Source organism: Pelomonas candidula (genome assembly GCF_043555985.1).
GTDB lineage: Bacteria > Pseudomonadota > Gammaproteobacteria > Burkholderiales > Burkholderiaceae_C > Pelomonas > Pelomonas candidula.
Genome location: NZ_JBIGIC010000016.1, coordinates 84,139 through 106,717 on the forward strand (window position 1 = coordinate 84,139; position 22,579 = coordinate 106,717).

General features: G+C 69.3%; 22 protein-coding genes, 1 pseudogene and 1 riboswitch. Of the genes and pseudogenes, 10 read left to right on the forward strand and 13 right to left on the reverse strand.

Annotation, left to right across the window (positions count from 1 at the left end; translation table 11 throughout):
• Positions 1–148 precede the first annotated feature (148 nt).
• The 3 genes from ACG04R_RS24960 to ACG04R_RS24970 are packed head-to-tail and all read right to left on the reverse strand — an operon-like array spanning position 149 to position 4,332.
• Complete coding sequence (locus tag ACG04R_RS24960) at positions 149–1,648, reverse strand: CoA-acylating methylmalonate-semialdehyde dehydrogenase (RefSeq protein WP_394416568.1); 1,500 nt, start codon at positions 1,646–1,648, stop codon at positions 149–151.
• Positions 1,649–1,658: 10 nt separating this feature from the next.
• Positions 1,659–2,966, reverse strand: a complete 1,308-nt coding sequence (gene preA, locus ACG04R_RS24965; protein WP_394416570.1) for an NAD-dependent dihydropyrimidine dehydrogenase subunit PreA — start codon at positions 2,964–2,966, stop codon at positions 1,659–1,661.
• Positions 2,959–4,332 carry an NAD(P)-dependent oxidoreductase gene (locus tag ACG04R_RS24970; RefSeq protein ID WP_394416572.1) on the reverse strand — a complete coding sequence of 458 codons (1,374 nt, stop codon included), beginning with the start codon at positions 4,330–4,332 and terminating at the stop codon, positions 2,959–2,961. The genes preA and ACG04R_RS24970 overlap by 8 nt, the downstream gene beginning before the upstream one ends.
• A 107-nt stretch (positions 4,333–4,439) precedes the next feature.
• Between ACG04R_RS24970 and ACG04R_RS24975 the strand changes: the two genes are divergently transcribed.
• Both ACG04R_RS24975 and ACG04R_RS24980 read left to right on the forward strand, forming a co-directional pair.
• A complete protein-coding gene (locus tag ACG04R_RS24975) occupies positions 4,440–5,072 on the forward strand; it encodes a TetR family transcriptional regulator C-terminal domain-containing protein (protein WP_394416574.1) in 633 nt (210 codons plus the stop codon).
• A gap of 90 nt (positions 5,073–5,162) precedes the next feature.
• Complete coding sequence (locus ACG04R_RS24980) at positions 5,163–5,456, forward strand: antibiotic biosynthesis monooxygenase family protein (protein ID WP_394416576.1); 294 nt, start codon at positions 5,163–5,165, stop codon at positions 5,454–5,456.
• A gap of 20 nt (positions 5,457–5,476) precedes the next feature.
• Here ACG04R_RS24980 and ACG04R_RS24985 read toward each other — a convergent pair whose 3' ends face one another.
• From ACG04R_RS24985 to ACG04R_RS24995, 3 genes are read right to left on the reverse strand one after another with little or no spacing between them, the layout of a single operon-like run.
• Complete coding sequence (locus ACG04R_RS24985) at positions 5,477–6,436, reverse strand: PDC sensor domain-containing protein (RefSeq protein ID WP_394416578.1); 960 nt, start codon at positions 6,434–6,436, stop codon at positions 5,477–5,479.
• Positions 6,437–6,484: 48 nt separating this feature from the next.
• A complete protein-coding gene (locus ACG04R_RS24990; protein WP_394416580.1) occupies positions 6,485–7,087 on the reverse strand; it encodes a NepR family anti-sigma factor in 603 nt (200 codons plus the stop codon).
• Positions 7,084–7,581 carry a sigma-70 family RNA polymerase sigma factor gene (locus ACG04R_RS24995; protein ID WP_394416582.1) on the reverse strand — a complete coding sequence of 166 codons (498 nt, stop codon included), beginning with the start codon at positions 7,579–7,581 and terminating at the stop codon, positions 7,084–7,086. Before ACG04R_RS24995 ends, ACG04R_RS24990 begins: the two co-directional genes overlap by 4 nt.
• Before the next feature lie 80 nt (positions 7,582–7,661).
• Here ACG04R_RS24995 and ACG04R_RS25000 point away from each other — a divergent pair, with 80 nt between their 5' ends.
• The 4 genes from ACG04R_RS25000 (at position 7,662) to ACG04R_RS25015 (ending at position 10,717) form a co-directional block, all read left to right on the forward strand.
• A complete protein-coding gene (locus ACG04R_RS25000) occupies positions 7,662–8,951 on the forward strand; it encodes a S8 family serine peptidase (protein ID WP_394416584.1) in 1,290 nt (429 codons plus the stop codon).
• A 111-nt stretch (positions 8,952–9,062) separates the two neighbouring features.
• Complete coding sequence (locus ACG04R_RS25005; RefSeq protein WP_394416586.1) at positions 9,063–9,884, forward strand: hypothetical protein; 822 nt, start codon at positions 9,063–9,065, stop codon at positions 9,882–9,884.
• 166 nt (positions 9,885–10,050) lie between these two features.
• Complete coding sequence (locus ACG04R_RS25010) at positions 10,051–10,317, forward strand: DUF2625 family protein (RefSeq protein ID WP_394416588.1); 267 nt, start codon at positions 10,051–10,053, stop codon at positions 10,315–10,317.
• Positions 10,289–10,717: a DUF2625 family protein gene (locus tag ACG04R_RS25015; RefSeq protein WP_394416610.1), complete on the forward strand. Its 429-nt coding sequence runs from the start codon at positions 10,289–10,291 to the stop codon at positions 10,715–10,717. The genes ACG04R_RS25010 and ACG04R_RS25015 overlap by 29 nt, the downstream gene beginning before the upstream one ends.
• Before the next feature lie 29 nt (positions 10,718–10,746).
• Here ACG04R_RS25015 and ACG04R_RS25020 read toward each other — a convergent pair whose 3' ends face one another.
• From ACG04R_RS25020 to ACG04R_RS25045, 6 genes are all read right to left on the reverse strand, one after another.
• Positions 10,747–11,538: an ABC transporter permease gene (locus ACG04R_RS25020; RefSeq protein ID WP_394416590.1), complete on the reverse strand. Its 792-nt coding sequence runs from the start codon at positions 11,536–11,538 to the stop codon at positions 10,747–10,749.
• Entirely contained in the window at positions 11,535–13,625 is a 2,091-nt protein-coding gene (locus ACG04R_RS25025; protein ID WP_394416592.1) for an ATP-binding cassette domain-containing protein, read from the reverse strand. The genes ACG04R_RS25020 and ACG04R_RS25025 overlap by 4 nt, the downstream gene beginning before the upstream one ends.
• Before the next feature lie 11 nt (positions 13,626–13,636).
• Positions 13,637–14,305 (reverse strand): hypothetical protein, encoded by a 669-nt coding sequence (locus ACG04R_RS25030; RefSeq protein ID WP_394416594.1) that lies wholly within the window; start codon positions 14,303–14,305, stop codon positions 13,637–13,639.
• Positions 14,302–15,183 carry an ABC transporter ATP-binding protein gene (locus ACG04R_RS25035; protein WP_394416596.1) on the reverse strand — a complete coding sequence of 294 codons (882 nt, stop codon included), beginning with the start codon at positions 15,181–15,183 and terminating at the stop codon, positions 14,302–14,304. Before ACG04R_RS25035 ends, ACG04R_RS25030 begins: the two co-directional genes overlap by 4 nt.
• On the reverse strand, positions 15,180–15,527 hold the full coding sequence (locus ACG04R_RS25040; protein WP_394416598.1) for a GntR family transcriptional regulator: 348 nt from the start codon (positions 15,525–15,527) through the stop codon (positions 15,180–15,182). Before ACG04R_RS25040 ends, ACG04R_RS25035 begins: the two co-directional genes overlap by 4 nt.
• Positions 15,528–15,668: 141 nt before the next feature.
• Entirely contained in the window at positions 15,669–16,871 is a 1,203-nt protein-coding gene (locus ACG04R_RS25045; protein WP_394416600.1) for an HD-GYP domain-containing protein, read from the reverse strand.
• 85 nt (positions 16,872–16,956) lie between these two features.
• Positions 16,957–17,028, forward strand: a riboswitch (S-adenosyl-L-homocysteine riboswitch).
• A gap of 20 nt (positions 17,029–17,048) precedes the next feature.
• Between ACG04R_RS25045 and metH the strand changes: the two genes are divergently transcribed.
• Both metH and ACG04R_RS25055 read left to right on the forward strand, forming a co-directional pair.
• Positions 17,049–19,745, forward strand: coding sequence for a methionine synthase (metH, locus tag ACG04R_RS25050; protein ID WP_394416602.1), 2,697 nt, complete (start codon positions 17,049–17,051; stop codon positions 19,743–19,745).
• A 110-nt stretch (positions 19,746–19,855) separates the two neighbouring features.
• Positions 19,856–20,404, forward strand: a complete 549-nt coding sequence (locus ACG04R_RS25055; RefSeq protein WP_394416604.1) for a glycine zipper 2TM domain-containing protein — start codon at positions 19,856–19,858, stop codon at positions 20,402–20,404.
• Between the two features lie 28 nt (positions 20,405–20,432).
• Here the strand turns inward: ACG04R_RS25055 and ACG04R_RS25060 are convergent.
• Positions 20,433–21,179 (reverse strand): annotated as a pseudogene (locus ACG04R_RS25060) (ATP-binding protein); the annotation flags it as partial.
• Positions 21,180–21,354: 175 nt separating this feature from the next.
• Here ACG04R_RS25060 and ACG04R_RS25065 point away from each other — a divergent pair.
• Both ACG04R_RS25065 and ACG04R_RS25070 read left to right on the forward strand, forming a co-directional pair.
• Complete coding sequence (locus ACG04R_RS25065; RefSeq protein ID WP_394416606.1) at positions 21,355–21,888, forward strand: TnsA endonuclease N-terminal domain-containing protein; 534 nt, start codon at positions 21,355–21,357, stop codon at positions 21,886–21,888.
• Complete coding sequence (locus ACG04R_RS25070) at positions 21,885–22,493, forward strand: hypothetical protein (protein ID WP_394416608.1); 609 nt, start codon at positions 21,885–21,887, stop codon at positions 22,491–22,493. Before ACG04R_RS25065 ends, ACG04R_RS25070 begins: the two co-directional genes overlap by 4 nt.
• Positions 22,494–22,579: the final 86 nt, after the last annotated feature.

The following is a 22,579-nucleotide window of genomic DNA, read 5'->3' on the forward strand; positions in this document are numbered from 1 at the left end:
TGTCGCATTGCGGGGCGAGCGCCGGGCCGCTCCCAAGCCGGCCCGCCCTAGGCGATGTGCTCGTGGCTCGATGCCACGAGCATCGCCGTCCCCGCGGGGGACCGACCAGGCTCGCCCGCGTTCAGCGGGGCGAGATTGGGCGAGGGGCTCACGTGTTCTGCGGGAAAGCAAATTGCGGGCCCTTCGGGGTCGAGTCGGGCCAGCGCTGCATGACGGCCTTGTGCTTGGTGTAGAAGCGCACCGCCTCGGGGCCGTAGGCGTGGTGGTCGCCGAACAGGCTGCGCTTCCAGCCCCCGAAGCTGTTGAAGGCCATGGGCACCGGCAGCGGCACGTTCACGCCCACCATGCCGACCTGGATGTGGTGCACGAACTCGCGCGCCACGTGGCCGTCGCGCGTGAAGATGGCCACGCCGTTGGCGTACTCGTTGGCCTCGATGAGCGCGATGGCCGCGGCCAGGTCGGGTACGCGCACGACGCACAGCACGGGGCCGAAGATTTCTTCCGTGTAGCAGCTCATGTCGGCGCTGACGCCGTCGAGGATGGTGCCGCCGACGAAGAAGCCGTCCTCGTGCCCCGGCACGCGCAGGCCGCGGCCGTCGACGACCGCCTTCGCGCCGGCCTCGACGCCTTCGCCGATGAGCCGCTCCACGCGCTGCTGCGAGGCACGCGTGATCAGAGGCCCCATCTCGGCGCCTGGCTGATGGCCTTCGCCGATCTTCAGCGCCTTCACCTTGGGTGCGAGGGCCGCAACGAGCTTGTCGCCCACATCGCCCACCGCCACGGCCACCGAGATCGCCATGCAGCGCTCGCCGGCCGAGCCGTAGGCCGCGCCCATCAGCGCGTCCACCGCGCCGTCGAGGTCGGCGTCGGGCATGACGACCATGTGGTTCTTCGCGCCGCCCAGCGCCTGCACTCGTTTGCCGAAGGACGAACCGACCTTGTAGATGTGCTCGGCCACCGGCGTGGAGCCGACGAAGCTGACCGCGGCGATGCCGGGGTGCGCCAGGATGGCGTCGACGATGTCCTTGTCGCCCTGGATGACGCTGAAGATGCCGTCGGGCAGACCGGCTTCCTTCAGCCACTGCGCCATCAGTAGCGAGGCCGACGGGTCGCGCTCGCTGGGCTTGAGGATGAAGGCGTTGCCGCAGCCGATGGCGATGGGGTACATCCACATCGGCACCATGGCCGGGAAGTTGAACGGCGTGATGCCGGCCACGACGCCCAGCGGCTGGCGCATGCTCCATGCGTCCATGCCGCGGGCAATCTGCTCGGTGTACTCGCCCTTCAGCAGCTGCGGCATCGCCGTCGCGAACTCGACGACCTCGATGCCGCGGGCCACCTCGCCGAGCGCGTCGGGCAGCGTCTTGCCGTGCTCGCGCACGATGGCTTCGGCGAGCTGCTCCTTGCGCTCCTGCAGCAGCGTGAGGAACTTGAACAGCACGCGGGCGCGGGCCAGCGGTGGCGTCTGGCTCCAGCTCTTCGCGGCCTGCATGGCGGACGCGACCGCGGCGTCGAGGTCGGCCACGCTGCCCAGCAGCAGCTGGCCTTGCACCTGGCCGGTGGCGGGGTTGTGGATGTCCTGCTGGCGTGTGCCGCTGCCGCGGCTGATCTCGCCGGCGATCCAGTGGCCGACTTCATACTGACTCATCTTTCGTCCTTCAGGCGCAGCTCGTGCGCATCGGGTTGTTCGGATGCGTGGTCCAGTTCGCGTAGCTGCCGTCGATGACGCGGCCGGTGCGCACATCGGTTTCGCCGGGCTGGAGCGCACGCATCGAGATGGTGCCAGGGACGGGGCAGATCGACACGCACAAGTTGCAACCCACGCATTCGGCGTTGTTCACGTGGAAGTGCCGCTTGCCGTCCTTGGTGGCGAAGATCGCCTGGTGCGAGGTGTCTTCGCAGACGACGTGGCAGCGCCCGCACTGGATGCACGAGTCCTGGTCGATCACCGCCTTCTCGACGTGGTTCAGGTTGAGCTGGTTCCAGTTCTTCACCGTGGGCACCGCGCGGCCCTGGAAGTCGGCCAGCGTCCTATAGCCCTTGTCGTCCATGAAGTTGGACAGGCCCGAGCACAGGTCCTGCACGATCTTGAAGCCGTAGACCATGGCGGCGGTGCAGACCTGCACGGTGCCGCAGCCCATGGCGATGAACTCGGCCGCGTCGCGCCACGTCGTGATGCCGCCGATGCCGCTGATGGGCAGGTCCGCCGTGGTCGGGTCGCGCGCGATCTCGGCCACCATGTTCAGCGCGATGGGCTTCACGGCCGGGCCGCAGTAACCGCCGTGCGAGCCCAGGCCGTCGGTGTGCGGGCTCATGATCATGCGGTCCAGGTCCACGCCCATCACCGAGTTGACGGTGTTGATCAGGCTGACCGCATCGGCACCGCCGGCATGCGCGGCGCGCGCCGGGAAGCGCACGTCGGTGATGTTGGGCGTGAGCTTCACGATGACCGGCATGCGCGTGTGCTTCTTGCACCACTCGGTGACCTGCTGGATGTACTCGGGCACCTGGCCCACGGCCGAACCCATGCCGCGCTCGCTCATGCCGTGCGGGCAGCCGAAGTTCAGCTCCACGCCGTCGGCGCCGGTATCGGCCACGCGTTCGAGGATGGACTTCCAGCTCGCCTCGTTCACCGGCACCATCAGCGACACGATCATGGCCCGGTCCGGGAAGTCGCGCTTCACGCGCTTGATCTCGTCGAGATTGGTCTGCAGCGGCCGGTCGGAGATCAGCTCGATGTTGTTGAAGCCGATGACGCGGCGGTCCTGGCTGAACAGCGTGGCGTAGCGCGGGCCGTTGACGTTGACGACCGGCGGGTCCTCGCCCAGCGTCTTCCACACCACGCCGCCCCAGCCGGCCTCGAAGGCGCGGCGCACGTTGACCTCCTTGTCGGTCGGCGGTGCCGACGCGAGCCAGAACGGGTTGGGGCTCTTGATGCCCAGGAAGTTGGTGCTCAGGTCAGCCATGGGTGGCCTCCTTGTCGAGATGGCGGGCGGTGGCGAGGCCCAGGGCGCGGTCGATGCTGACGGCGGCGCGCTTGCCGTGCTCCACGGCCTCCACGGTCAGGTCGCGGCCGCCGTGGCGGCAGTCGCCGCCGGCCCAGACGCGGGCCAGGCTGGTCTGGCCGTCTTCATCGGTCTTGATGCGGCCGCCTTCCAGCGCGATTGCGGTGCCGATGGGCTCGGCCACGAAGCTCTGGCCGATGGCGCGCAACACGAGGTCGGCCTCGATGAAGAACTGCTCGCCGGTGTCGACGAGCTTGCCGCCGTCGAGCCTGGTGGCGGCGAAGCGCATGCCGCGCAGCACGCCGCCTTGTGCTTCCACGCCCAGAGGTCGCGCCCAGCAGCGGATGGTCACGCCGTTGGTCTGCGCCCAGTGCTGCTCGTGCGTGGAGGCCGACAGGCCGTCCGGCCCGCGGCGGTAGACCATGGTCACCTGTTCGGCACCCAGCAGCCTGCTCTGCACGGCGGCGTCCACCGCCGTCATGCCGCCGCCGATGACGACGACTTTGCGGCCCACCGGTACGATTTCCGGCGCGTTCTGGCGCAGCTCGGCGATGAAGTCGACGGCATTGCGCAACCCCGGCAGCTCGGGCTCGGCAATGCCCAGCGCGTTGACGCCTGCCAGTCCCAGGCCCAGGAACACGGCGTCGTACTCGGCCAGCAGGCCGTCGAGCGTGATGTCGCGGCCCAGCCGGCAGTTCAGCTTCGGCGTGATGCCGCCAATGGACAGCAGCCAGTCGATCTCCTTCTGCGCAAAGCCGCCGGCCACCTTGTAGGTGGCGAGGCCGTATTCGTTGAGGCCGCCCAGCTTTGGTGCGGCGTCGAACAGCGCAACGTCGTGTCCGCGCCACGCCAGGCCGTGCGCGGCGGCCAGGCCGGCCGGGCCGGCACCGACGACGGCCACGCGTTTGCCGGTCGGTTGGGCTCTTTCAAAAAGCTGTCGGGCTCCGGGGTTCGCGAAGTGACCCTCCACGGCGAAGCGCTGCAGCAGGCCGATCTCGACCGGCTTGCTCTCGTTGGTGTTGCGCACGCAGGCCTGTTCGCATAACACCTCCGTCGGGCAGACGCGGGCGCACATGCCGCCCAAAGGGTTGGCCGTCAGGATGGCTTCGGCGGCGCCGCGCACGTTGTCCTGCGCCACCCGCTGGATGAACGTCGGGATGTCGATTCCCGTGGGGCAGGCCGTCTGGCACGGGGCGTCGTAGCAGTAGTAGCAGCGCTCGGCCTCGATCAGCGCTTGCGTGCGGTTCAGCGGCGGATGCGCGTCGGCGAAGTTGCGCGCGTAGTCGTCGGGCGTGAGGCGGCCGGACTTCAGGTCGGCTAGGTCCACAGGGGTCTCCCAGGGGAAAAACGGGCAAACATTACTACTCAGTAAAACTTGACCGAAGCGTAAAAACCCGCAGCAAGCACTTGGTGCGTAACGGCAGAATCCGGTGCATGACCGTGACCGCTCCTGCCGTGCGCACGCCGCGCGCCGCCACCCTGCGCAAGCAGGAGGCCATCCTCACCGAAGCCGAACGTCAATTCGCCCGATTCGGTTTCGAAGGCGTCAGCCTCGACAGCATCGCCGCTGCGCTGGACCTGTCACGCCAGAACCTGCTCTACCACTGGCCCAGCAAGGAAGACCTCTACCGCGCCGTGCTGGACAGCGTCATGGGCGAGTGGATGGCCAGCATGACGGCCATCACCGAGGCCGACGAGCCCGAGACGGCCATCCAGAACTACGTCGCGGTCAAGCTGCGCTTCAGTCGTGAGCGCCCCAGTGGCAACGCTGTCTTCACGCGCGAGATCATGGCCGGCGCGCCGCGTTACCAGGACGTGCTGAAGGCGCAGGTCATGCCGCTGCTGCACGCCGACGTGGCCCGCTTCGAGCGCTGGGCCAACGAGGGCCGCATCCGCCAGCTCGACTTCACGCACCTGATGTTCCTGATCTGGTCGTCCACGCAGGCCTACGCCGACCTGGGCCCGCAGTTCTCGCTCTACATGGGCAAGCCGGCGCTGGACGAGGCCGACTTCGAGCGCGCCCGCGTGCTCATCACCCACCTGATCTGGCACAGCTTGAAAGTTTGAGCCCCTCGCCCAGTCGCGCGCCGGTCCACCGAGGCCGGCGCTCAGCCTGGCTGAAATCATTTGCCGCCGAGGCGTGGCAGAGTCGCGTCCATGATTCTCGAAATTGCCGACATCCGCATCCAGCCCGGCCAGCAGGCCGCCTTCGAAGCCGCGCTGCGCGAGGGCATTGCCAACGCGCTGTCGAAGTCCAAGGGCTTCATCCGCATCAACGTGCAGCACGGCGTCGAGTCGCCCGAGCGCTACGTGCTGCTCATCGAGTGGCAGACGCTGGAGGACCACACCGAAGGCTTCCGCAACGGCCCGCTGTTCGCGGTCTGGCGCGGCCACATCGGCAGCTTCTTCGCGGGCCCGCCGGCGGTGGAGCACTTCCAGGCCGTCGGCTGAAGCCCTGGCCCGGCCTCGGCTCAGTCGGGTCGCGCGCGGCGGTAGATGACGACCGAACCCCACGCCAGCAGCGCCTGCACCAGCAGCAGCCCCGCGGCCACGAGGCCGGTCTCGCGGTGCCAGGCGGTGCGGGAGTCTTCCGTGGCCAGGCCCACCAGCAGCAGCATCGGGTAACCGGGTACGGCCTCATAGGCGGTGACGCGCTCGACACCGTCCAGCGCCGTGCGCGAGACGAAGCTGCCCCGCGCTGCATCCTGGGCCAGCGAGGCCAGCAACGGCCTGGACACCTTGCTCGTGCCGATGCCGGCCTCGGGATCGGGATCGCGCGGCGCATACCGCGTGATCAGTTGCAGCGAGCGTGAGCGCAGCGTCGCCGCGCCCTGGGGGCCGACGTCGGCATGCTTGAGTTCCTCCCGCAGGCGCTCCGTCTTGATGCTGGCGTAGACGATGCCGGCGAACTTCCCGTCAGCACCGGTGCGGGCGCGTGCCAGCACCAGGCCCCAGCCGCCGACGATGCGCCCCCGCTGCGGCTCGGAGACCACCATCTGCGCGGGCGCTGCCCTGGCTGCCTGGAAATAGTCGCGGTCGGCCATCGAGATGGCGGGCCGGTCGCCGGGGTTGAGCACCAGGCCGCTCGCATCGGTCACGCGCAGCGCCTCGACCGCGGGCAGGCGGGCCCGCTCGTTCTCGGCCGCACGCGCCACCTCGTTGGGCGGCGGCGTGCCCTTGGCCTGAAGATCGTCCAGCCGCTTCAGCAGCGCCTGCAGGCCGTCGTCGACCTGCCTGAAGCCCGCCCCCATGTTCTGGCCCAGCGCGTGCGCCAGGTTCAGCGCCGTCTGGCGGGCGCTCGCTTCGCGGGTCCGGTGGCTGCGGTCGAACACCAGCGCCCCGATCAGCACGAACGCCGCCAGGACGGCAAGGTTGCCGAGAATCAGGCGACGCCTGAGGCGCGGCAGCCGGGTTGAAGAGCGCGAGAGCATGCGAGCCTCAGAGATGACCCGAGGCGATGCTAGCCCAGGCCTGGCCGCTCAGTGCCAGCCCTTGTCGCGCGCGGCCTTCTCCTGCTCGGCGTTCAAGGCCTCGCCGTCCATGGTGGCGTCGATGGCGGCCAGCACCGAGGGCGGCAGGCTGCTGGCGGCCTGGCGCATGTCGCCCTTGAGCTCGTTGGCCGCGGCCAGCTGCTGCAGTGCCCACGCGCCGTCGGGCTCGCGGCAGGCCAGGCCGGCCGTGGTCGCTGTCGAGAAGCTGCGGCAGAACCGGCCATCCACGGCCCGGAAGCTGATCTGCACGGCGACCTTTCCGGCCGGCGCGCTGGCAAGCTGCTGATCCAGCGCCTTGGCGACGGCACCGCTGGCCAACAGCCGGCCCGAGTCGTCGGTGCCGGGCGCCGCCAGGCGTGTGCCGATCAGCGTGCCCAGCACCAGCGTGGCCGCCATGCCGCCCCAGGCGGCCCAGTTCGACATCGCCCTGCGCTGCGCGCGCACGGCGCCCAGGTCCACCACCTGCGGTGTGGGCGCCGGTTCGGCCAGCAGCGCCTTGAGGCGGTCCGGCACCGGCTCGTTCAGCACCCCGTCGAACGCGGCGGACAGTCGTTGCCGCTCGGTCTTCAATTGTTCGTCGTTCAAATTCATGGCCACTCCCCCAGCAACTCCTGCAGCGCCTCGCGTGCACGCGCCACGCGGCTGGTGACGGTGCCGACCGGCACGCCCAGCGTCTCGGCGGCTTCCTGGTAGCTCAGGCCTTCCACGAGCACCAGGCCCACCACGACGCGATGCTCCTCGCTCAGCTTGGCCACGGCCTTGCGCACGAGGATGGCGTCGAGCTGCGAACCCGTCGCCGTGCCGTCGCCCACGTTCTCGCCTTCCTCCTCGGGCAGGAAGGTCTGGCCGCGCCGCTCGCGCGCCCTCAACTCGTCGATCCACGCGTTCTGCATGATGCGAAACATCCAGCTGTCCAGGCGCGTTCCAGGCGCCCACTGGTCGGTGCGCGTCAACGCCTTCTCGATGGCGACCTGCACGAGATCGTCGGCGTCTTCGGGGGAGCGCGCCAGCGTGCGGCCGAAACGGCGCAGCCGTGGCAGCAGGGCGGCGATCTCCTGGCGAAGCTCAGAAAGCGAATCGGGCATCTACACGAGGGACAACGGACGAGGCATGGATTTTCTTCCGGGCCTCGCTCGTTATCCTCATCAAACCGTCCGCGAACGCCATGAAGCCTGTCCTCGCCCTGTCCATCGCCGCCGCCATCAGCCTGCCGGCCCAGGCCCAGCTGCGCCTGCCACCGCTGCAACTGCCGGGCGTGTCGCGTCTGGGCGGCGTGGTGGACCGCGTCGTGCAGCCGTTGCCGGAGCTGCTGTCGTCCACCGTCAAGCTCGTGGACCAGCGCGTGACGGCCACGCGCGACCTGCTGCGCCGCCACCCGGACCTCATCGAGGCCGACCCCGCCGGCGAGCCCATCCGCCGTGCGGAGCTGGTGCTGGTGTCGCCCAGCGACGCGGCGCTGGCCGCGGCGGCGGCGCTGGGCCTCGTGAAGCTGCGCGACGAGAGCTGGCCCGAGCTGGAGCTGCGCGAGGTCGTGCTGCGTGTGCCGGCAGGCCTGGACACGGCGGGCACGCTGGCGCAGCTGCGCGCGGCGCAGCCGGATCTGCAGGCCGACTTCAACCATCTCTACTCGCGCAGCGGCGACGTTGCGCCTGGGGCACCCGGTGTGGCGGTCAAGCAGACCGGCCCCATCCGCGTGGGCCTCATCGACGGCGGCGTGGACCGCAAGCATGCGGCGCTGCGCCACGCGGGCGGCGGCAGCTTCGGCTGCGGTGGCACGGTGGTGCCCAGCGAGCATGGCACGGCAGTCGCGTCGCTGCTGGTGGGGCGCGACCGCGGCTTTGAAGGCGCGGCGGTCAAGGCCGAGCTGTTTGCCGCCGACGTGTACTGCGACAAGCCCGATGGCGGCTCGGCCGAGGAGGTCGTGCGTGCGCTGGCCTGGATGGCGCGCGAGCGCGTGGCCGTCGTCAACGTCAGCCTCGTCGGGCCGCAGAACCGCCTGCTGGAGCAGGGGGTGGCGGCGCTCGTGAAGCGCGGCCACCTGGTCGTCGCCGCGGTCGGCAACGACGGCCCGGCCGCGCCGCCGCTGTTCCCGGCGTCGTATGCCGGCGTCGTCGGCGTGACGGGCGTGAACCTCAATCGCCGCGTGCTGCCCGAGGCGGCGCAGGGACCGCAGGTGATGTGGGCGGCGCCTGGCGCGGACATGGCCGTGGCGCGCAGCGGCGGCGGCTACGGCGTCGCGCGCGGCACCTCGTTCGCGGCGCCGCTGGTGGCGGGCCTGCTGGCTGCCGAGCTGCGCGAGCCCGATGTCGCCGCAGCGGCGGCCGCCGTCGAGAAGCTTGCAGCGGGGGCCGTGGACCTCGGCGCACCGGGCCGCGATCCGGTCTACGGCCGCGGGCTGATTGCCGAGGATTTGCGTGTCGTGCCCGAGCAGTTGCAGGCGCGGCAGTCGCGCTGACACAACTCGTTTCACTCGCGCCGGGAAGGATCTTCGGGCGGCGGTCGTTGTACTCAGTGAAAGGGCCGGAATGGCTGGCCCTTCCAGGACAACCACCCTCGGAGATCCATCATGTTTGCAACCCGTCGCACCCACGTCATCCGCGCCACGCTGAGCATCGCCGCGCTGTCCGCCGGCCTGCTGGCCTCCAATGCCCACGCCGGCCTGCTCGGCGGCGGTGCCGGTGGCGGCCTCACCGGCGGCCTGACCGGCGCGCTGTCGCCACGCTCGCTCAACATCGGCGGCAACGCCGCGGGCAATGCCACCGCCTCGCCCGACGGCTCGCTGATCAAGAACACGGTCGACCAGACCAAGACCCAGGTCGGCGATGTCAAACAGGGCGTGACCGACAAGGTGGGCGACATTAAGCAGACCGTCACCGACAAGGCCGCCGATGCCAAGACCGCCGTGAAGGGTGGCGCGGACAGCGCCAAGACGACGGTGCCCGATAAGGTCGGCGGCGTGAAGACGGCCGGCCTGGGCCTGAAAGACCAACTGTCGTCCACCGCCGCCAACACGTCGGGCGGCGCGAACGGGTCGCTGGGCGGTGCTGTCAGCGGCACGGCCAACGGCATCAGCGGCAACCTGGCGGGCGCGGCGAACGGCAGCGGCGCGGCAACCACCCCGACCGCCACGACCACACCGGCCGCGACCACCACGACGGCCGCCACGCCCAGCACGGCGAGCACGCCCGCCACGACGACGGCCTCCACGTCGCCGGCCCTGTCCACCGCGGCCACCGGCAACGCCAGCAAGAACGCCGCCGCGGGCAGCACCAGCACGCAGGCCACCGGCCGCAACGCCCAGGCTTCGGGCAGCGCCGCCACCAACGCATCGCGCGCCGACCGCTCGGTGTCGGTGAGTGCCTCGGCCGACGCGTCGGGCAAGCGCTGATCGTCAGTCGGCATGAAGAAGAGGGCGGCCTGCGGGGCGCCCTTTGCCATTCAGGCAGATGCTTCAGCCCGATATGGGTGCAAACGCGGCCGCGACGTTCTCGGTGCGCGCAACAATTGCCGCGCCCCCGGCTCGTGGCAAAGTGTTGGCACAACCTCACCTTGCCATGCGCCCTCTGACCGAATTGACGAACACCAACGATCCGGCGTGGCCGCTGGTCCAAGCGTGGATTGCCGAGGCGCCGCATGTGGAAGTGCTTGCTGCTGACGAGGACGAGGCGGACGCCGCCCTCTTGCAACTGCAGGCGACGCTCCGCTCGCCCATGGGCGCGGTGGTGCATCACACCGGGGGGGCTGCTTGTCGAGCATGGCTGGCTGCGCGTTCTGGGTTGCGGCAGCCGCCGCCTGCCCAGATCACTGCCGGCTTGGAATGACGGCAAGGCACCGCTCGACGCGACACGCCGCCCAACGTTCCTGCTGATTGCCGATGACGTGCTGGGTGGCCTGTTCGCCATCAACGGCGGCGCGCTGGGTAACGAGCTGGGCATGGTGTTCTACCTGGCTCCTGACACGTTGGATTGGGAGAACCTTGCGCTTGGCTACTCGGAGTTCCTGGCGTGGGCCTTGTCCCGGGGCCTGAGCGAGTTCTATCAGCACTTGCGGTGGCCGGGCTGGCAGGACGAGGTGGCCAAGATTGCGGGGGACCGTGCGCTGTCCGTGGATCCATTCCTCTGGGCCGAAGGGCCGTCAATCGAGGAGCGCTCGCGCAGGGCGGTGCCTGCCGAGGAGTTGTACCGCCTGACGATGGACATGCGGCAGCAACTCGCTCGCTGAATCCGCCGCCCTGGCCGCCCGCACACTGATCAACCCTTGCGGCTCAGGCGCCACATCGCCACGCCGCTGCACAGCACCGTGAAGCCCAGCAGCGCGGCCAGTGCCATTTCCGGCGGGACGTAGCGGAACTTGGCCACACCACCCGCCGCGAAGACGAGCTGGTTGAGGTGGAACTGCGGCCAGACCACGGTCTGGAACCACATGGACTGGGGCAGCGGGAAGAACACGCCCGACAGGTACAGCCCTGGCAGGTAGAGCAGGTGTGCGTAGGCCGGTGCCGCCGAGCCGCTGGCCAGCGACCCCACCATGACGCCCATCGCGCAGAACGGGATGGCGCCGGCCACCAGCACGGCGCTCATCGCGGCGAGCTGCCCGGGCGTCAGCAGCGTCTGCCCGCTGGCGGCGGTGACGACGAGCAGCGGCAGATAGGCCAGCGCGCCGCACACGACGCCCGCAACGATCTTGGCCGCGAGCCACGCGCCGGGCGGCGCAGGCTGGGCGCGCTTGAGCGTCAGCAGGCCCAGCTCGCGCTCCATCGCGATGGACGGGCAGGTCGCGAACACGGCGGCCATCGTCACGGCCATCAGCGAGAAGCCGGCGAACATGAAGCGCGCGGCGTCGGGGTCCTTCGCCGTCTGCTCGCCGGCCACCGCGAACGCGAACAGCAGGTAGAGCGCGACCGGCAGCACGAACATCGGCAGCGCGAAGGCGGGTGAGCGCAGCAGGCGCAGCAGCTCCAGCCGGATCTCGACGACGTAGGGCGATGGGGCGCGACGTGCCGGCGCGAGTGATGGGGCGGATTGGGTCAATGTCGTGTTCATGCAGCCTCCCGCGTGAGTTCATGGAATGCGTCGTTGAGCCCGGCCTGCTTCACCTCCAGCCGCGACAGCCGCGGGTCGGCCGCGAGCAGGCGGCGCACGACGGCTTCGGCGTCCGTCGCGACGATGGCGAGCTTGTCGTGATCGCAGCTGACGTCGACGACCCCCGGCCAGCGGCGCACCTCGACGCCGGGCAGCGTCGTCTCGCAGCGGATATGGCGGCGCGATACCAGCGCACGCATGTCGGCCACGCTGCCCTGCGCGATGAGCCGGCCCTTGGCCAGCACCGCCACCCGCGTGGCCAGCGCCTCGGCTTCCTCCAGGTAGTGCGTGGTCAGCAGCACCGAGCAGCCCTCGCGCAGCAGCGCGCGGATGTTGGCCCACATGGCCTCGCGGGCCTGGATGTCGAGACCCACGGTGGGCTCGTCGAGGAACAGCACCCGCGGCCGGCCGCAGATGGCCAGCGCGAACTGCACCTGGCGCTTCTGGCCGCCGGAAAGCTTGCCGTAGGCGCGGTTCGCCAGCTCGACGATGCCGGCGCGCTCCAGCGCCTGCTTCACCGTCATCGGCTGCGCGTAGTAGCTGGCCGACAGTGCGACCAGCTCGTGCACCTTCAGGTCTTTCGGCAGCTCGACGTTCTGCATCATGACGCCCAGCCCCTGGCGCCGCGCGATGTCCTGCGGCGCGCCGCCCAGCAACTGCACGATGCCGGCGTCGGCCTCGTGCAGACCGAGCCACAGCGAGATGGCGGTCGACTTGCCGGCGCCGTTGGGGCCCAGCAGCGCGAGCAGTTCGCCGCGCCTGAGGTCCAGGTCCACGCAGCTCAGCGCTTCGAGCGCGCCGTAGCGCCTGGACACACCGCGCAGCGATGCGACCACGTCGCCATCGGGTTCGGCGACGGGCGCCGCGACCGCGCGGCGCGGATAAACCTTGCCGTTCAACACCTTGCCGATGACGGTGGAGCGTACGAGGACGTGATAGCTGAGGAACAGCAGGGCGAGGCTCGCGGCCACGACGAACGGGTACTTGACGCTCCAGTGCAGCGGCGAGTCGCCCACCCACACCTGCAGGGCCATGACGACGGGCAGGTGGACGAGGTAGATCCAGTACGACGCATCCGCGATGTAGCGGCGCACGGCGCTGTGACCGGACAGGAAGCGCAGCGCGGCGCCGGTGATGGCGAAGGTCCAGCTCCACGCGGAGGCGACGAAGGCCAGCGCGAAGACCAGCCTGGGGCTGTCGGGCATGCCGAACGGCGGTTGTGTCTTCAGCACGACCAGGCAGACGGCCGACGATGCGATGGACAGCAGCAGGTGCGGCAGCCAGCGGGCGCGCAGCGCCGGCAGTGCACCGGGCGCGCGGTGCGCCAGCCAACCGAACGCGAAGGCCGTGCCGAAGCCGACGGTGGCGGGCAGCTGCGGGATCAGCGACTGGTCGGGCGTGGGAATGCCGGCCCACGGGAACCACGTGGGCGTGGCCAGCAGGCAGGCGGCCAGCGGCCAGCCCAGCATCAGCGCGCCGGCCGGCCAGCGGATGGCCGCGGCGACGACGCGGTCGACGAGGCCGCGCAAGGCTTCGCGCCGGTCCAGCCGCACGATGACGCCGCGTGCGAGCAGCGCGCCGGCATACAGCCACAGCAGCTGGTAGAGGAACCATAGATGCGTCAGCGGGAAGGCGCCGGTAGCCTTGGGCGTCTCGGGCATGGCCGGCGGTGCGCCGTGGAAGACCTTCTGCATGCCCAGCATCCACACGAAGGCGATGGCCGGGAACAGCAGCAGCCAGCCCACCACCAGCGGCACGGCGATGCGCCGGGCGCGGTTGGCCCAGAAGCCCCGCGTGCCCAGCCGCTGGTGCAGCAGCCACGCAAAGAAGCCGGCGATGAAGAAGAACAGCGTCATGCGCAAGCTGTGCGCAACGAAGCTCGCGTCGCCGAGGAAGGCGCTGGGCGAGTTGTCGGTCATCGCCCACAGGCCCGGCGGCATGCCGGGAATGAAGGACATCGCGGCGTGGAAGGCGACGCCCAGCAAAAGGGCAAAGCTCCGCACTGCGTCGAGGGCGTGCAGCCTCTCGCCGTTGGGTTGGGTGGTCATGAAATTCCCTTCTAGAGAGCGTCGCGTCGTCGCGCGGCGAAGAGCAGGGGCAGGGTGAGCGCCACCAGCGTGGTGGCCAGTTCGGCTGCCAGCAGCAGCCAGAAAGTCGCGTTCCAGACCGGCTCGGCCTGGCTCATGTGGCGGCCGATCTCCGGCACGCGGCCGACGCCCATCATGAAGAGCGAGATCGACATGTTCGTGAGGATGATCAGCCCGCCCACGCCGGCGTCGGAGTGGATGTGCAGCGCGCCGCACAGCACCACCGAGAAGTTCAGCAGCAGGAAGCAGCACAGCAGCACCGCGTACGGCAGCAGGCCGTCGGGCACGCCGGGCAGTGCGGCGATGAAACCCAGCGCGCCGGCGCTCAGCAAGGCCCAGGGCAGCAGGAAGCACGCGAGCAGCCCCAGCAGCTTGGCGCGCACGTAGCCGCCCGGCGACAGCGGCAGGCTGAGGATGAAGAGCAGCGACTTCTCCTTGCGCTCCTGCTGCACGCCGAACAGCGCCACCATGACGCCCAGCGCGATGACGGCCGTCAGCCAGACGATGAAGCCGACGTTGAAGCCCACCTCGCCGGTGGCCGCGATCAGCAGCCCCACGAAGCCGGCCGCGGTGCCACCGACGAGCAGCCAGCGGTAGAGGTAGAGCTCCTTGGCGATGAGCTTGCGCGTGAGCCGGTTCATGACGCGTGAACCTCCCGGCTGTGCATGACGGTGGCGACGAAGACTTCCTCCAGGCTCATGCGATGCACTTCCTGCACCGGCGCGCCGAGGCGGGCGAGGAAGTCGTCGTTGAAGCCGTCGACGGTCAGCGTGACGTTGGGGCCGTCGATGTCGCGCTGGACGATCTCGGGCAGCGTCCACGCCGGGACGCCGTCGGGCAGCCTCAGCCGTAGCGTGCGCCAGCGTTCGAGGAAGTCCTCCTTGTCGTCGGACGCGACGACGCGACCGCGGTCGATGAAGCTGAGGCGGTCGGAGATGCGCTCCACGTCCAGCGTGTTGTGCGACGAGAACAGGATGGCGCGCTCGTCGTCGCGCAGCACGTCCATGAACTCGGTCATCAGCTCCTGGCGGGCGACCGGGTCCATGCCGGCCGTGGGTTCGTCCAGCACCAGCAGGCGCGGCCGGCGGGCCAGCGCCAGCAGCAGCAGCGCCTTGGCCTGCTCGCCACTGGACAGGCTTTTGGCCGCCTGCCCCGCATGCAGGCCGAAGCGCTTCAGCAGCGTGGCGGCGTAGGCCGCGTCCCAGCCGGGGTAGACGGACGCGACGAAGTCCATGTGCCAGGCCAGCGTGGCCTGCGGCAGCAGCTTCATGTCGTCGCTGACGAAGCCGACGTCGGCCTTGGCCGCGGCCTGGTCGCGCGGCATGTCGTGGCCCAGCAGGCGGATGCTGCCGGCGTCGGGGCTCAGCAGGCCCATCAGCAGCCGGATCGTCGTGCTCTTGCCGGCACCGTTGGGGCCGACGAGGCCCATGATCTGGCCGGGCTCCAGCGCCAGCGACACGTCTTCCAGCGTGAAGAAGCGGAACGCCTTGCGCACGCCGGTCATTTCGATGGCCTTCATTCGGTGGCCTCCTGGTTGTTCAGCGCGTTGCGCAGGCGTTCGACCAGATCGGCTTCCTGCATGCCCAGCGTGCGGGCGATGCGGCCGGCCGCGGCGAGGTGGGTGTCCAGTTCCGCGCGGTGCACGGCCTGGGCGGCGTCCTGCGCGTCGGCGATGAAGGAGCCTTTGCCGTGGCGGGTCACGATGACACCCTCCGATTCGAGATCCTGGTAGGCGCGCTTCACCGTGATGACGCTGACGCGCAGGTCGGCCGCCAGCGCGCGGATGGACGGCAGCTCCTGCCCCGCCGGCCAGTCCCCGGCGGCGACGCGCTGACGGATCTGCTCGACGATCTGCAGATACATCGGCCGCGCGTCCGTCTGGGAGATGAAAAGACTGCTGTGCATAATGTGTATACACAGAATATATGCACAGTCAGGCCAGCGCAAGTGCCGAATGAACAAGGGCGGCCCGCGGGCCGCCCTTGGCTTGGCCGCGCCGGCCGGTCAGAGCTTCAGCAGCGCATCCAGGTTCACGCGCAGCTTCATCTCGGCCGGCGCGAGGCTGGCCGCGATGGCCTGCGCGGCCAGTCGTGTGTCGCGCGGCACGGGGTTGCTCAGCGGGCTGCCGCTCTTGCCGATCAGCGCGGCGACCAGCGGCTCGTTGGCGCTGAAGCCGCGCTTGAAGACGATGCCGATCTCGCCGTTCGCCAGCCGCACGATGCTGCCGGGCGGGTACAGGCCCACGGTCTTGATGAGGGCGGCGCCGGCTTCGTCGGGCTGCCCCAGTTCGTCGAGGAAGACGGCGCGGGCCGCCGCGGCGCCACTCATCGCGGCGCGGCTGCGGCGCGGCGACAGGCGGGCGCCGAAGATGTCGATGCGGCGCAGCAGCCGCGCCAGCTTCTCGCCGTCGCCGCGGGTCGCCAGCGGGCCGGGGCCGGCGTCGTGGTGCAGGCGCACGGCGGCCAGCCAGACCTCGTCGGTCACGCCCGCCGCGGCCAGGCGCTGCGCGGCGCGGTCGCCGTGCGCGGCCATCGCCTGCCGCTGTGCCGGCGTGGCGGGGTCGACCTGGCTGGCGAGGCGGTCGTGCGCGGCACCGGCGCCGAAGTTCATCGTCAGCGCGGCGCCCTGCAGCGCTTCGCGCAGCGGGGCGGCGAGCTGCATTTGCTGGGCGACGAGGTCGCACAGCAGCAGCGTCAGCAGCGCGTGGCGGGCGCTGTAGTCCTCGAAGGCATGGCTGCTCTCGAAGACCAGCAGCATCAGCGTCGCATCGGGGTGGGCGTGCAGCCGCTTCAGCGCGGTGTCGCGGATCTGGGCCACGCGGGCGGGGAAGTCCGCCGGCTCGCTGTCGCGCAGCAGGGTGTGCGTGTGCAGCAGCAGGTCCGACCAGGCCTCGCGCGGGCCTTGTTCGACCTTGGTGGGAGGCGGCGTGTCCAGCCGGAAGCTGGTGTCGGCCTTGGCGATGTCGGCCAGCGGTTTGTCCTGCAGCACCAGCGTGTCGAGCCGGTGGGCCCGGGCGCGCTGGTACTCCAGCGTGTCTTCGCACCTCACCCAGGCGCCGCCGGCCAGCAGGCTGCGCGCGCCGGAAGAGTCGTGCAGCACCTGGCCGCGGGCGAAGAGGAGCTTGCCAGCCGCGTCGTAGACGTCGCAGGGCAGGGTCATGCCCAGGCGCAGCGATTGCGCGGGGAGCTGGATGAGGTCGGTAGCCATCAGAGCGCGGATTCTGTGTCGGCTTCGGCAGCAGCAAGGCGAACTTGAGGGACGGCGAAGGGGTGGCTGCGTAGAATTCCCGCCTTCATCCGAGGAGCGCTGCGACAGGGTCTGCACCTGCCAGGCTCGGATTTTTCTCCAACGGCGCTCATCGATCTCCCCCGTGGACCGTCATCGATGACTCTTTCGCCGCCCCCTCTCAAACTCTCCGGTCTCGAACCGGTCGCCATCGACGCCGGCAGCCTGTTCGTCAACGTCGGCGAGCGCACCAACGTCACCGGCTCCAAGGCCTTCGCCCGCATGATCCTCGCGGGCCAGTTCGAGGACGCGCTGGCCGTGGCCCGCCAGCAGGTCGAGAACGGCGCCCAGGTCATCGACATCAACATGGACGAGGCCATGCTGGACAGCCAGGCGGCCATGGTGCGCTTCCTGAACCTGATCGCCGGCGAGCCTGAGATCGCGCGCGTGCCGATCATGGTGGACTCGTCCAAGTGGGCTGTCATCGAGGCCGGCCTGAAGTGCATCCAGGGCAAGGGCATCGTCAACTCCATCTCGCTGAAGGAAGGCGAGGCCGAGTTCAAGCGCCAGGCCAAGCTCGTCAAGCGCTACGGCGCCGCGGCCGTCGTCATGGCGTTCGACGAGAAGGGCCAGGCCGACACCTTCGCGCGCAAGACCGAGATCTGCGCGCGGGCCTACCGTATCCTCGTCGACGAGGTGGATTTCCCGCCCGAGGACATCATCTTCGACCCCAACATCTTCGCGATCGCGACGGGCATCGAGGAGCACGACAACTACGCGGTGGACTTCATCGAGGCCACGCGCTGGATCAAGCAGAACCTGCCCGGTGCCAAGGTGTCGGGCGGCGTGTCCAACGTGAGCTTCAGCTTCCGCGGCAACGAGCCGGTGCGCGAGGCCATCCACACGGTGTTCCTGTACCACGCCATCCAGGCAGGCATGGACATGGGCATCGTCAACGCCGGCATGGTGGGCGTCTACGACGACCTCGACGCCGAGCTGCGCGAGCGTGTGGAAGACGTGGTGCTGAACCGCCGCGCCGACGCCGGCGAACGCCTCATCGAGATCGCCGACCGCGCCAAGAGCGCCGGCAAGGACGACTCGGCGCGCCTGGCCTGGCGCGCGGGCGACGTGAACCAGCGGCTCTCGCATGCGCTGGTGCATGGCATCACCGACTTCATCGTCGAGGACACCGAGGAGGCCTGGCAGGCCATCCAGGCGACGGGCGGCCGACCGCTGCACGTCATCGAGGGGCCGCTGATGGCTGGCATGAACGTCGTCGGTGACCTGTTCGGCCAGGGCAAGATGTTCCTGCCGCAGGTGGTCAAGAGCGCCCGCGTCATGAAGAGTGCCGTGGCCCACCTGGTGCCCTACATCGAGGAAGAAAAGCGCCAGCTCGAAGCGGCCGGCGGCGACGTCAAGGCCAAGGGCAAGATCGTCATGGCCACCGTCAAGGGCGACGTGCACGACATCGGCAAGAACATCGTCACGGTGGTCCTGCAGTGCAACAACTACGAAGTCGTCAACATGGGCGTCATGGTGCCGGCGCGGGACATCCTGCAGAAGGCCAAGGACGAGGGCGCGGACATCATCGGCCTGTCGGGCCTCATCACGCCCAGCCTCGAGGAGATGCAGCACGTCGCCGCCGAGATGCAGCGCGACGAGTATTTCTCCTCGCGCCACATGCCGCTGCTGATCGGCGGCGCGACGACCAGCCGCGTGCACACGGCCGTCAAGATCTCGCCGCACTACGAAGGCCCGGTCGTCTACGTGCCCGACGCGTCGCGCGCCGTGGGCGTGTGCTCCGAGCTGCTGTCGGATGAACGTGCCGCCGCCTACATCGCCGAGCTGCGGGCCGACATCGAGAAGACGCGCCAGCTGCACGCCAACAAGAAGCAGACGCCGCTGGTCACGCTGGCTGCCGCACGCGCCAACGCGGCGCGGCTGGACCTGAGCCGCGTGCCGCCCGCGCCGAAGTTCACCGGCCGCCGCGTGCTGAAGAACCTCGACCTCGCCGAGCTGGCGAAGTACATCGACTGGGGCCCTTACTTCCAGACCTGGGACCTGGCCGGTCCCTACCCGGCGATCCTTGATGACTCCGTCGTCGGCGTGGAAGCGCGCAAGGTCTTCGCCGACGCGCAGGCGATGCTGAAGAAGATCATCGACGGCCGCTGGCTGCAGGCGCATGCGGTGTTCGGCCTCTACCCGGCCGCGCGCGTCAACGATGACGACATCGCCATCCGCAGCGAGCCGCCGATGACGTGGCACGGCCTGCGCATGCAGAGCGAGCGGCCGGTCGTCGACGGCGTGAAGCGGCCCAACCGCTGCCTGTCCGACTTCGTCGCCGAGAGTGGCGACCACATCGGCCTGTTCGCCGTGACGGCCGGCCTGGGCGTGGACAAGAAGGAGGCGCAGTTCCTCGTCGAGCACGACGACTACTCCGCCATCATGCTGAAGGCACTGGCCGACCGCCTCGCCGAGGCCGCCGCCGAGTGGCTGCACGAGCGCGTGCGCCGTGAGTTCTGGGGCTACGCAGCCGACGAGGCGCTGAGCAACGACGAGCTGATCGCCGAGAAGTACAGTGGCATCCGCCCCGCGCCCGGCTACCCGGCCTGCCCGGACCACCTTGCCAAGCGCGACCTTTTCAAGGTGCTGGCGCCGGAAGAGATTGGCATGGGCCTGACCGACAGCATGGCCATGACGCCGGCCGCCAGCGTCAGCGGCTTCTACCTGGCCCACCCCGACGCGGCCTATTTCAACGTCGGCCGCATCGGCGACGACCAGCTCGCCGACTGGGCCGTGCGTTGCGGCCTCAGCGACGCCGAGGCGCGTCGCGCACTGGCCCCGCTGCTGGGCTGACGCCGAACATCTGCTTACTTCGCCGACCCGGTGCCGCGGTTTTGTCCTACAAGGGCGGCCCGGCCGGGGCGGCATCCTTGAGTCATTCCAATAAGCCTCTGGAGAGCGCCATGTCCACCCCGTCCGTCAAGTCCACCCAGATCGTTGCCGGCGTTGCCGTCGTGATGGCTCTGCTCGGCGGTGCCTACGCTGTGGGCCGCTCGCAGAGCGCCGACACCACGCCGCCCGCTGAAGCCGCGAAGGCCGAGCCGCAACGTCTGGCCAGCGCCGACACGCGGCACGAGGCCCGGCCCGAGCCCGCCGCCGTGGAAGCCCAGCCGGCGCTGTGCGAGAGCTGCGGTCGCGTGACCGACGTGCACACCGAGACCCGCCACGGCAAGGCCAGCGGCGTGGGCGCGGTGGGTGGCGCCGTCGTCGGCGGCCTGCTGGGCAACATGGTCGGCGGTGGCACCGGCAAGAAGCTGGCCACCGTGGCCGGTGCCGTCGGCGGCGGCTATGCCGGCAACGAGATCGAGAAGAACCAGAAGAGCTATACCGTCTGGGTCGTCAAGGTGGAAGAGCGCGACGGCCGCACGCGCCGCTTCGAGCGCAGCAGCGACCCGGGCCTGCGCGTCGGCGACGAAGTGCGCCTGAGCGAGAACGGCTTCACGCGCACCTGACGGCCTCGCGGCACACAGGTTGCCGGGGTCAGGCCGTGCTGCCTGGCAGCCCTCGCCGTAGCTGGATGGCCTCGGCCACGTGGGCCGCAGCGATGATGTCTGCCGCGGCCAAGTCCGCCACCGTCCGGGCCACGCGCAGCACGCGGTGGAAGCTGCGGGCCGACCAGCCCAGCTTCTCTGCCGAGCGTTCCAGCAGCGCCTTGGCGGCGGGCTCCAGCGTGGCGTGGCCGGTCAGGTCCTGCGCCTGCAACTGGGCGTTCGCGACGCCTTGGCGCCGTATGGCCCGCTCACGCGCCAAGGCGACGCGCTCGGCGACGACGGCGCTGGGCTCGCCCGGGGCCAGGTCCTGCAGCTCGCGCGGCGGGATGACGGGCACTTCGATGAGCAGGTCCAGCCGGTCCAGGAAGGGCCCGCTGAGCCGGCCCTGGTAGCGGGCGATCTGGTCGGGCGAACAGCGGCAGGCCTTGAGCGGATTGCCCAGGTGGCCGCAGGGGCAGGGGTTCATCGCCGCGATCAGCTGGAAGCGCGCGGGGAACTCGGCCTGACGCGCGGCTCTGGAGATGAGGATGCGTCCGGTCTCCAGCGGTTCGCGCAAGGCCTCAAGGGCAGCTCTTGGGTACTCGGGGAGTTCGTCCAGGAACAGGACCCCGTGCTGGGCCAGCGAGATCTCGCCTGGCCGTGGCGGTGAGCCGCTGTCAATTCCATTTGAATGCGCGACCATTGGTGTTGACCTTTTCTCATAGGGCGGCGATGCTTCACCACACAAAAATGCGACTCAAAAACTCGATATAACGCGACTAGTTTCGCTATTACAGCTAATGTCAATACTGGATTCATCTGGACCCGTTCGGCGCCTTAGACCGACGAGGCGGGGGATCACCGGGAGGGTCGTGATGCCGTCCGGCAGATCGGCGGCACATGAGTCCACGCTCGAGCGGGATCTGCTTTTGATGCTGGCCTTCGACCGGCGCGTGCAGCGGGTGTTGGAGCAACCATTCCGGCTGTACTACGACCTTCAAGGCAAGGAGCACCGCTACACCCCTGACGTTCAGGCTGATTTCCTTGAAGACGGCAAGGAGTGGTCTGTGGTCTACGAGGTCAAGTACCGTGAAGACCTGCAGGAGAACTGGTTGCTCTATCGGCCGCGCTTCAAGGCGGCGACAGCGCATTGCCGGGCCAACGGCTGGCGATTCAAGCTGATGACCGAGCATCAGATTCGTGGCCCAGAGATCGAGAACATCCGGTTTCTTCGCCGCTACCAGCACCTGCAGCCGCAGGAACTGCACCGGGCGGCATTGCGACAGAGCCTGTCCATCACCGGGCCGACGACGCCAAAGACCCTTTTGGCCGCAACCTGGTTCGACAAGGAAAAGCAGATGGCGGCGTTGTGCGAGCTCTGGCGCCTTGTGGCGGTGGGAGAAATCATGGTCGACCTTTGCATTCCTCTGACCATGAACAGCTCGATCTGGGACGCGCGCGGATGAGGTCGGTCATCGCTCCGCAGTTCTTCAAGGTCGAGCCTGGCACCGTGGTGACGGTCGGCCAGGAATCGCGCCGCTACAAGGTCACCCACCTGATCTCGATGGACATGGTGCTGGCGGTCGACCTTGAATCTGCTGAATCCTGTCGACTGCCCATTGAACAACTGCGGTTGTCCGCGGAGCCGGCGGAGATTGATCCGCGTGACCGGCCAAGGGATCTGAGCCTCTATTCCGACGAGGAATGGAAGGAAGCCCAACGTCGGCTCGAACACATCAAGGGCTTGCTGGCATCGCCCTGCCGTACTCGCGAGGAGGCCGAGAAAGCAGCCGCGGCGGCCGGCGTCCACGTGGCGACTCTGTACCGTTGGCTGAACGACTATCTCAGGGTGGGCAACGTGTCAGCGCTCGTTCCGGCGAGGCGGGGCCGCAAACCTGGCACCAGGATGCTCTCGGGCGAACTTGAGAAGATCATCGATGCCGTGGTCGAACGGTTCTATCTGAGCAAGCAGCGTTACACGCCTGCCGACACGATCGAGGAAGTCCAGTCCATGTGCCGGCTCGCCAAGCTTGTTGGCGCCGATCTAAATTTGACCCACCCTGCCGATTGAACTTTGACCCAGGGCTTGGGGCCGGCATCGGCTGACGCCGGCTGTGGACAACTGTAGCGCTGAGCTCGGTCAGCCCGCCTCGTCGC

Bases quoted from the DNA above. Each gene is read 5' to 3' on its own strand.
- ACG04R_RS25000 (WP_394416584.1), top strand. From the start codon at position 7,662: ATGAAGCCTGTCCTCGCCCTGTCCATCGCCGCCGCCATCAGCCTGCCG.
- ACG04R_RS25010 (WP_394416588.1), top strand. From the start codon at position 10,051: ATGCGCCCTCTGACCGAATTGACGAACACCAACGATCCGGCGTGGCCG.
- ACG04R_RS24960 (WP_394416568.1), bottom strand. From the start codon at position 1,648: ATGAGTCAGTATGAAGTCGGCCACTGGATCGCCGGCGAGATCAGCCGC.
- ACG04R_RS25035 (WP_394416596.1), bottom strand. From the start codon at position 15,183: ATGAAGGCCATCGAAATGACCGGCGTGCGCAAGGCGTTCCGCTTCTTC.
- metH (WP_394416602.1), top strand. From the start codon at position 17,049: ATGACTCTTTCGCCGCCCCCTCTCAAACTCTCCGGTCTCGAACCGGTC.
- ACG04R_RS25045 (WP_394416600.1), bottom strand. From the start codon at position 16,871: ATGGCTACCGACCTCATCCAGCTCCCCGCGCAATCGCTGCGCCTGGGC.
- ACG04R_RS25030 (WP_394416594.1), bottom strand. From the start codon at position 14,305: ATGAACCGGCTCACGCGCAAGCTCATCGCCAAGGAGCTCTACCTCTAC.
- ACG04R_RS25065 (WP_394416606.1), top strand. From the start codon at position 21,355: ATGCTGGCCTTCGACCGGCGCGTGCAGCGGGTGTTGGAGCAACCATTC.
- ACG04R_RS24980 (WP_394416576.1), top strand. From the start codon at position 5,163: ATGATTCTCGAAATTGCCGACATCCGCATCCAGCCCGGCCAGCAGGCC.
- ACG04R_RS25025 (WP_394416592.1), bottom strand. From the start codon at position 13,625: ATGACCACCCAACCCAACGGCGAGAGGCTGCACGCCCTCGACGCAGTG.
- ACG04R_RS25070 (WP_394416608.1), top strand. From the start codon at position 21,885: ATGAGGTCGGTCATCGCTCCGCAGTTCTTCAAGGTCGAGCCTGGCACC.
- ACG04R_RS25020 (WP_394416590.1), bottom strand. From the start codon at position 11,538: ATGAACACGACATTGACCCAATCCGCCCCATCACTCGCGCCGGCACGT.
- ACG04R_RS25055 (WP_394416604.1), top strand. From the start codon at position 19,856: ATGTCCACCCCGTCCGTCAAGTCCACCCAGATCGTTGCCGGCGTTGCC.
- ACG04R_RS25040 (WP_394416598.1), bottom strand. From the start codon at position 15,527: ATGTATCTGCAGATCGTCGAGCAGATCCGTCAGCGCGTCGCCGCCGGG.
- ACG04R_RS24990 (WP_394416580.1), bottom strand. From the start codon at position 7,087: ATGAATTTGAACGACGAACAATTGAAGACCGAGCGGCAACGACTGTCC.
- ACG04R_RS24985 (WP_394416578.1), bottom strand. From the start codon at position 6,436: ATGCTCTCGCGCTCTTCAACCCGGCTGCCGCGCCTCAGGCGTCGCCTG.
- ACG04R_RS25005 (WP_394416586.1), top strand. From the start codon at position 9,063: ATGTTTGCAACCCGTCGCACCCACGTCATCCGCGCCACGCTGAGCATC.
- preA (WP_394416570.1), bottom strand. From the start codon at position 2,966: ATGGCTGACCTGAGCACCAACTTCCTGGGCATCAAGAGCCCCAACCCG.
- ACG04R_RS24995 (WP_394416582.1), bottom strand. From the start codon at position 7,581: ATGCCCGATTCGCTTTCTGAGCTTCGCCAGGAGATCGCCGCCCTGCTG.
- ACG04R_RS24975 (WP_394416574.1), top strand. From the start codon at position 4,440: ATGACCGTGACCGCTCCTGCCGTGCGCACGCCGCGCGCCGCCACCCTG.